9 protein-coding genes are annotated in these 13,689 nt (G+C 56.3%); 5 read left to right on the top strand and 4 right to left on the bottom strand.

Features of this window, described 5'->3' with window-relative positions:
- The first annotated feature begins 1 nt into the window (after position 1).
- Together R3F50_08320 and R3F50_08315 are read left to right on the top strand one after the other, a co-directional pair.
- Positions 2-1,468, top strand: a complete 1,467-nt coding sequence (locus tag R3F50_08320) for an aspartate kinase (GenBank protein MEZ5490310.1) — start codon at positions 2-4, stop codon at positions 1,466-1,468.
- 167 nt (positions 1,469-1,635) lie between these two features.
- Positions 1,636-3,006: a sodium/proline symporter gene (locus R3F50_08315; GenBank protein MEZ5490309.1), complete on the top strand. Its 1,371-nt coding sequence runs from the start codon at positions 1,636-1,638 to the stop codon at positions 3,004-3,006.
- A 99-nt stretch (positions 3,007-3,105) separates the two neighbouring features.
- On the opposite strand, the gene R3F50_08310 is transcribed toward R3F50_08315, so the two are convergent.
- Positions 3,106-5,340 (bottom strand): heavy metal translocating P-type ATPase, encoded by a 2,235-nt coding sequence (locus tag R3F50_08310; GenBank protein MEZ5490308.1) that lies wholly within the window; start codon positions 5,338-5,340, stop codon positions 3,106-3,108.
- A 1,285-nt stretch (positions 5,341-6,625) separates the two neighbouring features.
- Between R3F50_08310 and R3F50_08305 the strand changes: the two genes are divergently transcribed.
- Positions 6,626-6,958, top strand: coding sequence for an antibiotic biosynthesis monooxygenase (locus R3F50_08305; protein MEZ5490307.1), 333 nt, complete (start codon positions 6,626-6,628; stop codon positions 6,956-6,958).
- Positions 6,959-6,970: 12 nt separating this feature from the next.
- Here R3F50_08305 and ppa read toward each other — a convergent pair whose 3' ends face one another.
- Positions 6,971-7,507 carry an inorganic diphosphatase gene (gene ppa, locus R3F50_08300; protein MEZ5490306.1) on the bottom strand — a complete coding sequence of 179 codons (537 nt, stop codon included), beginning with the start codon at positions 7,505-7,507 and terminating at the stop codon, positions 6,971-6,973.
- A gap of 292 nt (positions 7,508-7,799) precedes the next feature.
- Between ppa and R3F50_08295 the strand changes: the two genes are divergently transcribed.
- A complete protein-coding gene (locus R3F50_08295) occupies positions 7,800-9,023 on the top strand; it encodes an FAD-dependent oxidoreductase (GenBank protein ID MEZ5490305.1) in 1,224 nt (407 codons plus the stop codon).
- Here the strand turns inward: R3F50_08295 and R3F50_08290 are convergent.
- Entirely contained in the window at positions 9,020-9,973 is a 954-nt protein-coding gene (locus R3F50_08290; protein ID MEZ5490304.1) for an MBL fold metallo-hydrolase, read from the bottom strand. The two genes, R3F50_08295 and R3F50_08290, sit on opposite strands and share 4 nt — an antisense overlap.
- 118 nt (positions 9,974-10,091) lie before the next feature.
- Positions 10,092-11,255 carry a fumarylacetoacetate hydrolase family protein gene (locus tag R3F50_08285; GenBank protein MEZ5490303.1) on the bottom strand — a complete coding sequence of 388 codons (1,164 nt, stop codon included), beginning with the start codon at positions 11,253-11,255 and terminating at the stop codon, positions 10,092-10,094.
- Between the two features lie 992 nt (positions 11,256-12,247).
- Here R3F50_08285 and R3F50_08280 point away from each other — a divergent pair.
- Positions 12,248-13,573 carry a GAF domain-containing SpoIIE family protein phosphatase gene (locus R3F50_08280; GenBank protein MEZ5490302.1) on the top strand — a complete coding sequence of 442 codons (1,326 nt, stop codon included), beginning with the start codon at positions 12,248-12,250 and terminating at the stop codon, positions 13,571-13,573.
- Positions 13,574-13,689: the final 116 nt, after the last annotated feature.

Below are 13,689 nucleotides of genomic sequence, written 5' to 3'. Positions count from 1 at the left end.
CATGAATACCCACAGTGTGGAAAAAATTGGCGGTACATCCATGAGCAACTACGCCGCTGTAAGGGACAATATCGTCAGAAGACCAATTCGCAAAGATACGATGTACCAGCGCATTTTTGTAGTCTCTGCCTACGGCGGAATAACGAATGATCTGTTGGAACACAAGAAAACCGGCAGGCCCGGTATCTACAGCCTTTTCGCCAGCGGCGAAGAAGACGCTGGCTGGCTGGAGGCTTTGCGTAAGCTGCGGAAAATATTTCACAACATCAATGCAGAACTGTTCAAGGAAGCTGTGCTGCTGAAGCAGGCCAATGCCTTTATCGATGAGCGCCTGAGCGCCGCCGAAGAATGCCTGGTGGATCTCCAACGCGTCTGCCGGCACGGACACTTCTCTCTGGAACAGCACCTGAACAGTGTGCGTGAAATGCTGGCCAGCATCGGTGAGGCACATAGCGCGTGGAATACTTCCCGACTGCTGCAGCGCGATGGCGTCAACGCCTGCTTTGTCGATCTGAGCGGCTGGAAATCCTCTAAACACGTGAATCTGGATGAGCGTATCCAGCTGGCTTTCAAAGACATTGATCTGTCGTCGCAACTCCCCATCGTGACTGGTTATGCGCATACCGAGGCTGGTCTTATGGCCAGCTTCAATCGCGGCTACAGTGAAATGACCTTCAGTCGAATCGCTGTCATCACTGCTGCTGCTGAAGCGGTAATCCATAAAGAATTCCACCTGAGCAGTGCCGACCCCCGACTGGTCGGTGAACGTCAGGCCGTGCCAATCGGCCGGACCAACTATGATGTCGCCGATCAGCTGGCCAACCTGGGTATGGAGGCTATCCACCCGAAGGCTGCCAAGGGTTTGCGTGAAAACAGCATACCGTTACGGGTGAAAAACACTTTCGAGCCAGAGCATGCCGGCACGACCATCACCGCGGACTACATCAGCAGTACACCCCGGGTAGAGATTATTGCCGGCTGCAAGGGAATCTATTCGCTCGAACTTTTCGATCAGAATATGGTTGGCCAGATCGATCAGTACGACCGGGAAATACTGGCTGTCATTCGCCGATTCCGGGCGCAGATCGTTTCCAAGGACATCAACGCCAATACCATTACCCATTACCTGGCCACCAACCTGAAAACCATGAAGCGCATCTGCAGGGTTCTGGAGCAAAGCTATCCGGATGCAGAAATCAATCATCGCAAGTCGGCTATCGTATCGGCCATTGGCAGTGACATGCAGGTACCCGGTATCCTGGCCCGGGCTGTCGCGGCGCTGGCGGATCGACAGATCAATGTGCAGGCGATCCATCAGTCCATGCGCCAGGTGGACATGCAGTTCATAGTCAATGAGCGGGACTACGATGCGGCGGTGAAAAGCCTGCATCAATGTCTGATAGAGATCCACAACCACGGCAGTGCAATCTGTAGTGCACTGCCACTGACGTCGGTGGCCTGTCAGTAGACATCCCAGGGACAACTGTCGCCGCAGTGGAATTGAACGCCACAACGGCGACTGCTCCCACTCCCGCGCCTTGAATTTCCACCAGGATCAATCACTTGATTTTTTCACCAACCACCGTAGCCTTCATCAGCTTTCTGCTCGGCTTTACTCTGATCGGCCTCGCGTCGATGAAACAGAGCCGCGGAACCCGGCACGACTATTACCTGGCCGACAGTTCCATCAAGCCCTGGCTGGTTGGATTGTCAGCCGTCGCGACCAACAACAGCGGTTATATGTTCATCGGTGTAATTGGCTACACCCATGCAACCGGACTGGCCGCGGTGTGGCTTATGGTTGGCTGGATACTGGGTGATTTCCTATCGTCCCTGTTCGTCCACCGGCGCCTGCGAATGGCTTCGGAATCGACAGACGAGGTCAGCTATGCCGGTGTGCTGGCAAACTGGTATGGCGATCGTAACCTGAGACTGCAGCGAGTGATCGGTCTGATTTCTCTGCTGTTTTTACTCACTTATGCGGGCGCTCAACTGGTTGCCGGCAGCAAGGCACTTGAAGTGCTGTTTGGCTGGCCGGGCTGGACAGGCGCGGTAATGGGGGCTGTCATGGTGGTGCTCTATTGTTTCGCCGGTGGAATCCGCGCCTCGATCTGGACCGACGCCGCTCAGTCCCTGGTGATGATCACCGCCATGGCCCTGTTGCTTTGTGTGGCGGTAGCGGCCCTGGGCGGCCTGAACGGCGCGCTGGCCCAGCTCCAGTCCATCGATGGCTATCTCACCTGGTTCCCCGATGACCTGGTCGTGTCCGGTCCTTTGGGTGGTGCGCTTTTTGCACTTGGCTGGCTGTTTGCCGGACTGTCTGTCATCGGGCAGCCACATATCATGGTCCGGTTCATGGCACTGGAAGACGCCGGCGAAATGTCCCGGGCCAGAATGTGGTATTACCTGTGGTACGTGTTGTTCTATTGCCTGGCTACTGGTGTCGGGCTGCTGTCACGGGTCTACCTGGCTGACAGTGGCAGCTTCGATGCGGAACTGGCACTGCCCATGATGGCCCGGCAGTTGCTGCCACCGGTCCTCGTCGGGCTGGTGCTGGCCGGAATATTTGCCGCCACCATGTCGACAGCCGACTCCCTGATACTCAGCTGCTCGGCCGCCATCACCCATGATATGCTGCCGGAATCAATTGAAAAAACCTGGCTTATCAAGTCTGCCACCATTCTGATTACCGCCTGTGCACTCGGGCTGGCGTTACTCAACAATGACAGTGTATTCAGTCTGGTGGTGATGGCGTGGTCCGGATTGGCCAGCGCTTTTGCGCCACTGCTGATTGTTTCCTGCCTGGGCTGGAAGCAAAGCCAGTCTGAGAACATTATCGCCATTCTAGCCGGACTGGCTGTGGCACTGGGCTGGCGCTACCTGGGCCTGCACAATGCGGTTTACGAGGGCTTTCCCGGCATTCTTGCCGGGCTGCTGATTCTATTCCTGCTCCGATATCTGACACTGTGGAAGCCCGGCAGGCTGAGCGATCGGGTCAGCGGATAATTTAAGGCGGTGATGCGTGCCGGACAGCCCTCTGGCGCTTCCGGACCAAGTCGCATTCAGTCAACATTACCGGCCCGGGCAGCGCCTCCATGCCGCCACCTATTTTCCACGCAGCCTCAGGGCATTGGTGACGACAGAGACTGAACTCATGCTCATGGCCACGGCCGCGATCATCGGCGATAACAGAATCCCGAACACGGGGAACAGCACGCCGGCTGCAACTGGCACACCAATGCTGTTGTAAAGCAGGGCGAACAACAGGTTCTGTCGCATGTTGGCAACCGTTTGTTCTGAAATAATTCGAGCCTGGGCTATACCCCGCAGATCACCTTTGACCAGAGTCACCTGAGCGCTGCTCATCGCCACATCGGTACCGGTGCCCATGGCGATCCCCACGTCAGCCTTGGCCAGGGCCGGTGCGTCGTTAATCCCGTCGCCCGCCATGGCAACCAGAGTGTTGTTTTTCTGCAGCGTCTCGATCAGACGCAGTTTGTCTTCGGGTGTCACTTCGCTGTGTACTTCATCGATACCCAGCACCTGGGCCACAGCGCGGGCCGTTATCTCCCCGTCCCCGGTTGCCATGACAATTTTCAGGCCACGCTCATGAAGTGCCGCAATGGCCTCGCGGGTACTTTCCTTTACCGGGTCGGCCACCGACAGCAGGCCGGCGACCTGGCCATCCGAGGCCAGGTAAATAACACTGGCCCCGCTTTCCCGCAGCGACGCCGCGTCACTTTCAACGGTACTGGTTGCAACGCCGCTGTTGCGCATAAACGTGGTGTTACCCAGCAACAGCTCCCGGCTATCTACCCGGCCGGATACGCCGATGCCCGTCGAAGAGTCGAAGTCCACCACTTCCAGCAGCGTGATCTCTTTCTCCCTGGCAGCGGCGACAATCGCCCGGGCCAGCGGGTGCTCGCTGCCCTGATCCAGGCTGGCAGCCAGTTGCAGCAATTGCTCGTCACTGAAGCCGGCGACAGGCCGGACACTCTGGAATACCGGCTTACCCTCGGTGAGAGTACCCGTCTTGTCCACCACCACCGTCTGTATGCGCCCGAATGCCTCTATTGCCGCCGCATCCTTGAACAGAATTCCCTGGCTGGCGGCCTTGCCGGTGGCCACCATGATAGACATCGGCGTTGCCAGCCCCAGGGCACAGGGACAGGCGATGATCAGCACGGCTACCGAATTGATCAGCCCGTACACCCAGGCGGGGTCGGGGCCCAAAAAGCCCCAGGTGAAGAAGGTGACCACGGCGATGCTCACCACAATCAATACAAAGTAGCCTGCCACCACGTCAGCAAGCCGCTGCATCGGTGCCCTGGACCGCTGCGCCTGGGCGACCAGGCTGACTATCTGGGCCAGGGTGGTCTCGGCACCCACGTGCTCCGAGCGAATGATCAGGCTGCCGCCGGTATTCAGCGTCGCACCGATCACCTGGTCACCCTTTTTCTTGCTCACCGGAATGGGCTCGCCGGTCAACATGGATTCGTCCACGGAACTGCGCCCTTCCTCGACCACACCGTCCACGGGGATTTTTTCACCCGGCGTTACCCGGAGCCGATCGCCAACTGCAATGTCCTCGACAGCGATCTCAACCTCACTGCCGTTGTCATTGATGCGCCGGGCGGTTTTCGGAGCCAGATCCAGCAATGCGCGGATTGCCGCCGAGGTTTGAGCCCGCGCTCTCAGCTCCATCAACTGGCCAAGCAGAGTCAGGGAGATAATCACAGCGGATGCTTCGAAATACACGCTTACCCGCCCGTCCATCACGAAGGAATCGGGAAACACACCCGGAGCCAGGGTGGCGACCAGGCTGTACAGGTAGGCCAGCGAGGTGCCCAGGCCAATCAAGGTCCACATATTGGGGCTGCGATTGACTACTGACTGTACGGCGCGGATGAAAAATGGCTGACCGGCCCAAAGAACCACCGGCGAAGCCAACGCCAGCTCAATCCAGTTCTGCCAGCCCAGGGGCACCCAACCCCTGCCGTGGCCGAACATCGCCAGACCAAACACAACTGTGGTGAAAGGTAGAGCTCCCCAAAAGCGGCGCCGGAAATCGATCAGCTCAGGATTCTCTTCTTCCTCCAGGCTGGGTGTTTCCGGCTCCAGTGCCATGCCACATTTAGGGCAGGTTCCCGGTCCGCGCTGACGCACTTCCGGGTCCATGGGGCAGATATACCAAGCATTCTGATCCTGCGGTTCCTCTTCCCGGGGAGAAAGGTACTTTTCCGGATCGGCGCTGAATTTCTGCTGGCAACCACTGCAACAGAAGAAATACTCTGTACCCTGATAGGCAGCCTGATGCTTCGATGCCGTGGAGACGGTCATGCCACAGACGGGGTCCTTCAGCTCGCCTTCCGATTCATGGCAGGCTTGTTTGCCTGATTGCGAATGGCTTTGATGGTGGGAGGAATTCATGACTGTCCCGCTCCTGTGATTGTGGTGTTGTGGGGCTTCAATCTGTGCAGCATAAACCTTAACCTGCCTCTAAGGTCAAGGGCTCGAAGATTCGGGGGGTTCTTCGGTCTGAGTTTTTCCAACTCAGGGGTTTAGTTCTGGACTGCGTCAAGGTGGGGAATCTGGTTCTTTTTGTGGTTTGTGTTGAGTTCTCGTCGTAGTTCTCTTTGTGGATCTCGTTGTGGATCTCTTTGTGGTTCTCGTTGTGGTTCTCGTTGTGGTTCTTTTTGTTGTGGTTCTTTCTGAAGACCGCACCAGCCCGGGGGAACCTGCCGTCAGAGCGATCAAAACGCAGCACCGACTGACCGAAGGAGACCGCTTGCGGGCTCCTGACCGAGGGAGGGAATCCCGGAGGGATGCGCGTTGCTCCGACGGCAGGTTCCCCCGGGCTGGTGCTCGGTGCGAGATTTTAATCCCGGTGTATTGATTCAAGGATGCAATAGTTTTTCCTTACCGCCATTGCCGTTCAGCGATCTACAATCACTTCCAATTTTTTGACACCACTTTGCATTCTGCGATTTCTAATCACTCCACTATCCTTCGAAGTCACTGGAGAATGAGTGCCACTTGGTGCCAAGGCGTGGTCGGCAGGGGGTTCTGTGGGCTGCAATCAGGGACCAGCGCTGAACGGCGAAAAATGACCGTTTTCCAGGGCATTTAAGGAGCCTCTGATGAATTACCACAACGCTCTGCGGGAGTCTGTCGGGCGCTACTGCTAGGCGTCGTGCGCAGGGAATGGTCACTCCCTTGCCAAGCGCGACAACAACGCAGTGGCGCCCGACAGGCCCCGCCCGGAGGGGCCTTCAGACAAGCCCGCTGGCTTCGTTGCACTGCCTTGACAGGCCGACGCATGCCGGCGGCAATGCGCCTTGCCAGCGAGCTTGTCTGAAGGCCAGAGCATTGTGGTAATTCATCAGAGGCTCCTTAGAGTGAAGGCACCCGGGACGGGCGCGGTCCGCAGCACACAGAACCCCCTGCCGACCGCGCCGCTCGAAGCCACCTCACGTACCTCTCCCCGAACCTGCGCCCCCTAAGGTACTTACTTAACAAAGAGCATCAGCTCAAAGTGGTCAATCTCAGCCAACAACGGAAAACGGTTTTTTGTCCGGCCCTGGCAGGCTTACAATGCGCAGGTAACTCAACGGGGGAAAAAATCATGATACTGGAAGTCGCTGTTCTCGACGTAAGGCCAGGGCTGGAAGTGGATTTCGAGGCAGCGTTCAGGGAAGCCCAGCAGATAATTTCCAGTATGCCGGGCTATCTTACGCATCAGCTGCAACGCTGCATGGAATACCCAGGCCGTTACCTGTTGCTGGTTAACTGGGCAAAGCTGGAGGACCATACGGTGGGCTTCCGCCAGTCCGATGAGTATCAGGAATGGCGCAGGCTATTGCACCATTTTTACAATCCTTTCCCGTCAGTCGAACACTATAAGGAGGTGATCCTCACGTCCCCTGAAGGAGATTGCAAGGCCGGAGCATCGCGGTAGTTGACAGGCCGCTTAATCCGCGGCTCTGGCGTTTCTCTCGATTGCTTCGACAATCATCTGCCTGGCGATGTCGGCACCCTTCCAGCCACCTATCTTGACCCACTTGCCCGATTCCAGGTCCTTGTAGTGCTCGAAGAAATGTTCTATCTGATTCAGGGTGATCTCAGGCAGATCAGTAAAGTCATGAACGTTCTCGTAGCGACGGGTCAGATGCGCGGACGGCACACTGATTATCTTCTCGTCCTTGCCGGCGTCATCTTCCATGATCAATACTCCGATTGGCCGGACATTGATCACGCAGCCGGAAATCAGCGGACGGGTGTTACAGACCATGACATCGATAGGGTCACCATCCTCGGACAGGGTGTGCGGAACAAAACCGTAGTTGCCCGGGTAGGTCATCGGGGTATAGAGGAACCTGTCCACGATCAACGTACCTGACTCCTTGTCCAGCTCATACTTGATAGGGTGCCCGCCGATGGGTACTTCTATTAAGACATTCACGTCGTGCGGGGGGTTGTTGCCCACCGAAATTGCTTCAATTCTCACGGCTCATACCATCCAGAATATTATTAGGGGGCCTCTGATTAATTGCCAGAGTATTGTGGGAATAAATCAGAGGCTTCTTAGAATTAACAAACGCATTTCTTGCCGCGAATGATATCGACAAGTCGCCGCGAGTAACACCGCTATATTGAGAGGGAATACACGGATTGCGCAAGCCTGTGTGCCGTTACTACAATGGGGCAGCTGTCTGGACTGTCGTATGGCATAAATAATGCAGCCACTAAGTGTTCCAGGCTACCAACTGACAAATAGATTCAGATCGCGGGTGATTACCATGCAGCGCAGACATTTTTTACACACCTCCCTCTCCGTTCTTGCCTCCTCGAGCCTGACAGCCCTCCAACCTTCGCTGGCAAGGGCCGCCCAGCCGCAGGACCCGGCGGTTATTCCGCCGGCCCGCCTGCAGGTCGGCGGTCGCGTGCTGGCGCCGATTCTTGCCAGCCCGGAGCGCATAATCGAAATGAACGTCTGCACCCGGCCTTTTCGGCCCCAGGGTCCTCGCATCGAAATCGAGACCTTGGGTCGCAAGTCCATTGTGCACAACTATGGTCACGGTGGCAGCGGCTGGTCACTGTCCTGGGGCAGCGGCTCTCTGGCGGTGGGTCTCGCCCAGAATCTGGGCAATCAGCAGATTGCCGTGATCGGTTGTGGCGCCATCGGTATGACGACTGCGCTGGTTGCTCAGCGGGCCGGGTTGTCAGTCACCATCTATGCGCGCGAACTGCCTCCCTATGTCCGCTCAAACTTCGCAACCGGCGCCTGGACTCCGGATTCCCGTATCTGCTCTGCCGAGTATGCCGGTTCGTTCGCCAACCGCTGGGAAAGCATGGCCCGTTATTCCTTTCGTCATTTTCAGTCCCTCCTTGGCCTGCCCGGTGACCCGATCGAGTGGCGCGACATGTACAGCCTGCAGGATGCGCCCTTTGGCGTCTCTGGCGGAAACGACCACGAGTCCATGGAACCGGAATACCCGGACTTCAGCCGGGATCTGATCGCTGATATTACGCCAGCAGCGGTGGATATTGCCTCTACCGATCACCCGTTTCCCGCCGCCCATGTCCGCCGCCGTCCCGCAATGCTTTTTAACATCAGCAGCTACTCACGACTGCTGCTTTCTGACTTTCTGCAGAGCGGTGGCAGGCTCGTGACGCGTGAACTCAAGAATCACGAGGACTTTGCCAATCTTGACGAGGACACCATTATCAACTGTACCGGCTATGGCGCCCGCGACCTTTTGGACGACGATTCCATTATTCCGGTGCGCGGCCAGACGGCAAAACTGATCCCCCAGCCGGAGGTGGACTGGGGATTAAACTATGGCGACCGCCGGGTCTCGGTTTATCCACGCCGTGACGGCCTGCTGGTGCAGGCCCAGGCGGACACCGATTTCAATAACGACGCCGAAAATCTTGACCCCCAGGAGTCGATCTCCGCGGTCAACCGCCTGGCCGAAATTGTCGCCGGCATGGGCAATCCGACCAGTGTTGCGAATCGCTAGCGATCCTGCAGTCGTCCGGCCCCGCCCAGCTCGTAATACACTACCGGCACAAAATCGGTGGCAGTCCAGCCGGCCTCCTGCCCCCATCGTGCGTCATACTCGGCAGTGGGCCGGGCCGCCATCACTTCGGCAAGGTGTTTGCCATCCCGGATCATGGTGTAGACCTTGTTCTGTACGTCCAGAATCATATCCCTAAACTCGATCATCGCGTCCCTGCCGACCACTTCCAGACCGTGCCCCGGGATCACCCGGGTAGCCGGGCCGGCCAGATCGATGGCCAGATCCAGTGCTGCAATGGTGCCCCGTAAACTGCCGCCGTTGTACTTGTCGATGATCGGGTAGCTGGTGGTTCTGAACACATCCCCCAGATGCAGCACGTCTGATGCAGTGAAATACACAAAGACATCCCCGTCCGTGTGCGCAGGCGGAACCAGGAATACCCGGACCTGCTCGCCGTTCAAGTGAAAACTCATTTCATCGTTGAAAGTTATAACCGGCCGGCCGGCAACGGGAGGCTGGGGAGCAAAGCTGCCGCCCTGGCGTGGAAAGTGGCTCTTCTCTTCAAGAAATCGCAGACGGGTGTTGTCATGGGCAAATATCAGCACGCCCAGTTCGGCGAGATTTTCATTGCCGCCTACATGGTCCGGGTGAATATGGGTGTTGACCAGGAAACGTATTTCACCGTCGGTGACTTCCCGAACTGCAGCTACCAACCGGTCGGACAACGGCGCGAAGAGAGAGTCGACCAGCAATACGCCGTCCGGGCCCGTGAACGCACCGATATTTCCGCCGCCGCCCGGGCGCTTCACCATATAAACGTTGCCTGCCACCGGCTCGATCGAGAGCTCGACGCCCTGGAACTGGTTACCCTGCGCCACCGCCTGTCCTGACTGACCGACACCGGCCACCAGGGCCAGTATCAGATGCAGAATGGGTTGGAATCTGTTCATGGTATTTTCCCTCTGGGGTATTTTCGATATTGACAGAAAGTTTTTCCAGGCACGAAAAAGGGCGCCCACCGGCATCAGCCGATGGGCGCCCTTTATTCGATCAATACTGCCTCAGCGACTAGTTGCGGTAGCTGCTGGTCGGCGGCAATTGCGAGCCGGACAGATCGGCCGGGACACTGCGCTCTCTCATGAGAGGATGAGTCAGGGTACCGATTCCTTCGATGGTGGCACTGATTGTTTCACCGTCTACCAGGTAGCCGGAACCGGAGGCCCGCTCAACGCGACCGGCGCCGGTGCCGCCTGAAGTTCCACTCTGCAGAACATCACCAGGGAATACGGTGATGAGCGACGACGCATACTCGATCAGCTCAGGGATGTTATGGATCATATCTCCAGCCTGGGCTTCCTGAACTGTCACACCGTCCACAACCGTGATCTGGTGCAGGCGCTGCATTGGATCACCGTAGAACTCTTTGGGAACAATCCAGGGACCATGTGGTGCGAAAGTGTCGTGCCCTTTGCCGACAAACCAGTCGGAACGTGAGCCGTAGCCACCGGGCGGACGTCCACCGCGGTCGGAAATGTCCATGGCGACCATGTAGCCGAACACGTGATCATAGGCTCGGTCGGCAGCGATGTACTTGCCAGGCTTGCCGAACACGATGGCCATTTCGACTTCGTATTCAATCTGATCACGGCCGTAAGGCATGATGATAGTATCGCCATCACCGATAACTGCGCCACGGGTAGGCTTCAGGAACAGGTAGGGAACACCACGATTCTCCTGCCGCTCGCGGGTACGGGCGCGCAGTTCCTCGTCTGTACAGCCTTCACAGGCGTGGGTGTAGAAGTTAACAGCTGCGTTCATGATCTTGCTGGGGTACTGAATCGGCGCCATGATATCTACTCCGTCCACCGGGTGTACCCAGTCAGGACGGTTCATGCCGCTCAGCTTGTTTTCTTCAACCAGCCAGTTGACTACTTCGTAGATCCGATACTTCAGACCGTACTCGTACTGCTCGATGAGGCCCAGCATATCGTCTGGCATGTCCATCTTGCTGTAGCTGGGTACCAGTTGCATGGCGCGGTTAGCGGCTTCCAGCTCGACGATCAGCTGATCATTGCGCATCACCAGGCCGACAGTAGGTACATCATCTATCGCAAACGTTCCAACCTTGAACGGCTCAGCCGATTCCATGGCTTGTGCGGAGACCTCGCCCGGGCTGGTGAAAACTGCCAGCGCGGTAACAAGCGTCAAGGTGAATAGGGATATTCTTATCATATTTCTCTCCCGTGCAAGGCACTTAATGAGATTGATAGAACCATTTCTGTTAATGGTTTTTTTAGGGTTATTGGCTTGTTAAAGCTATATCGCCATTAAAGCGGACAGACAAGATATATCGCTGACTGCTAATTGTCCAGATACGCGAGACCGGGAAAGGACCTGTTGTCCGGCAGGCAGGCTGGACGTGGCCCTGAGCGGAAGCCGGCAAATTACCGGGCAACGTACTCCCGAATTAGCCGGAAAATATTTTATTTCTTTTTAATCAATATGTTACGTATCCACAAGACCCAGAGCGCGGTGCTGTAATCGGTACAACGATGTCGAAATCGGCTACCAACAGGCCTGGTGAGGGGTTCGACCCACTTTCGCTCAGTTGCGTCGTCTGACCTGCTCTGTCGCCAGATTCCCGCCCTGCTTCCTGGTCAGCTTACGGCGAGCGCTTGTTCGCTCCTTGATTTTGCACAGCAGATCCAGCGCCGCTGATGTCGAAGTTGCACGGCCTGTGTCGTCGCCTCCGAGGCCCGGCAGTTCCGCTTGCCGAGTGCCGCCAGGGAACCCGGTAATCCTTGCTGCTTTAACAGCAAGCGGTCCGGTTTTCCTACAAGACAGTTTTCTGTTCCGACTGATTGCACTTTTTGCACTTTCTGCAATTTTCGGACTTTTCAGCGCTTTTAAATCTTTTAAGAGTTCAAAATAAAACCGCAAAAGCTTTTAGAACTTTTGGTACACCTGTACCGCCGACAGGCGTGTGACGGCGAGACTGATCCCGCAAGGCTGCGACTGGCGGTTGATTGACCAGGCCTCTCTCTAAACACTTCTCTCTAAACGCCTCTCGACTGCAGCAGGCATGCGCCAACCAGGATAGCTCTTCCCCTGTCCTTGATAGCTTCAATACATCAAGAGTATGATTCCCCTCGCATTCCCCGTTATTAGACCCCGCAACGGAGAGGCTGTCAGACTTGCCTGCGCCTGCACTGATGCCTGTCCCGATGACCGAACCTATGCCTGAGACCATGCCTGAAGAAGCTTACATACCCGATGACCTGCTTGGTAATTCAAAGATACTTGCCAATCTGGAGGACCTGATCCAGGCATTTGCCTGCTCGCTGGACCTCGAGGATGCACTTAGAGTGTCACTGGAGAAAATTCTGAGCTACTCTGGAGCGGAAGCCGCATCCGTTTTTCTGCTCAATGGCAAAGATGAACTGATCTGCCAGGGCTGCGCGGGACAGGTGGATATTCAGGATCCGATGCTGAAAGTAGGCATGAAGGTACTGCACAAGGCTGTCAATCAGTCCCGGACCGTGCTTATCAGGGATACCCGGGACGAGGACGATTTACCGGTGGAGGCAGCGGAGTATTCAAAGTTCGGCACGCGGTCAATACTCTGCGCACCACTGATCATTCAGAATGAGACCATTGGCGCTATTGAGCTGATCAACAAGATCCCGACCGCCGGGAACCCTGATGGCCTTTTCGACCAGTCAGATTCCCACCTGCTAAGCCTTCTGTGCGCGTCTGCGGCTATGGCGATTCACAATGCCACCATGGTGGAAGAAGTACTCCGGTCTGAAAAAGTCCAGCAGGAATTGACTCTGGCCCGGACAATTCAGGAAAGTTTCCTGCCAGACTTTGATGAGCGCCACCACATTGCCGGCCTGAACATTCCAGCCAAGAACATGTCGGGAGACTTTTTCGATTACCAGTTGCTGCCCAGCGGCAAATACATGTTCAATATCGGCGATGTATCTGGCAAGGGCGTAGACGCGGCACTCCTGATGGCAAAGGGCAGCAGCCTGTTCCATTGCCTGGCCAAAACGATAGATTCGCCGGCCGAAATACTGGGTGTCATCTCAAGAGAGCTTTACGAAATGACGACCAGGGGCCTGTTCATCACCATGATCGGGGGCACCTATGACCCTGAGACCGGGTTAGTGACCATAGCCAATGCGGGCCACCCGCCCGCAATTCATCACAGAGTGGACGGCCAGTTCACCCTGTATGAGTCCCTGAGCCCGCCAGTAGGGATTCTATCGGACCAGCAGTTTGCGGAAGAAAGTTTTAATCTGGCTAACGGAAGTCTGTATTTGTATACTGACGGCCTGTCCGAAGGATTGACCCGCGGCTCAGAGGAACAAGATGAAATCATAGCTCTGCAATCCCTGATCAGGCGCTGGAGCAGTTTGCCGCGGCAACCCCGCCTGGAGAAATTTGTCGAGGAAGTTTCAAACACAGGTTCGCGATTCGACGATTTAACCGTACTCATCATTGAGGACAACAATCGGGATAAAGCCAGCCAGAAACCTGAAAAATAGAAACAAGAAAAAGACAAAGAAAAAAGAAGCAGCAAGTAATTTCTCTGTGTGAGTAAACGAGTGCAAGTCGGGTAGTTAAGGGTATTCAGCTTCTAAGATAATACAGCCCTGAACCG

The organism is Gammaproteobacteria bacterium (genome assembly GCA_041395725.1).
Classification (GTDB): domain Bacteria; phylum Pseudomonadota; class Gammaproteobacteria; order Pseudomonadales; family Pseudohongiellaceae; genus NORP240.
This window is presented reverse-complemented; position numbering and strand designations above follow the sequence as displayed.

Coding starts and splice junctions, on each gene's coding strand:
- R3F50_08285 (MEZ5490303.1), bottom strand. CDS start 11,255: ATGATAAGAATATCCCTATTCACCTTGACGCTTGTTACCGCGCTGGCA.
- R3F50_08295 (MEZ5490305.1), top strand. CDS start 7,800: ATGCAGCGCAGACATTTTTTACACACCTCCCTCTCCGTTCTTGCCTCC.
- R3F50_08280 (MEZ5490302.1), top strand. CDS start 12,248: ATGACCGAACCTATGCCTGAGACCATGCCTGAAGAAGCTTACATACCC.
- R3F50_08305 (MEZ5490307.1), top strand. CDS start 6,626: ATGATACTGGAAGTCGCTGTTCTCGACGTAAGGCCAGGGCTGGAAGTG.
- R3F50_08320 (MEZ5490310.1), top strand. CDS start 2: ATGAATACCCACAGTGTGGAAAAAATTGGCGGTACATCCATGAGCAAC.
- R3F50_08290 (MEZ5490304.1), bottom strand. CDS start 9,973: ATGAACAGATTCCAACCCATTCTGCATCTGATACTGGCCCTGGTGGCC.
- R3F50_08310 (MEZ5490308.1), bottom strand. CDS start 5,340: ATGACCGTCTCCACGGCATCGAAGCATCAGGCTGCCTATCAGGGTACA.
- R3F50_08315 (MEZ5490309.1), top strand. CDS start 1,636: ATGAAACAGAGCCGCGGAACCCGGCACGACTATTACCTGGCCGACAGT.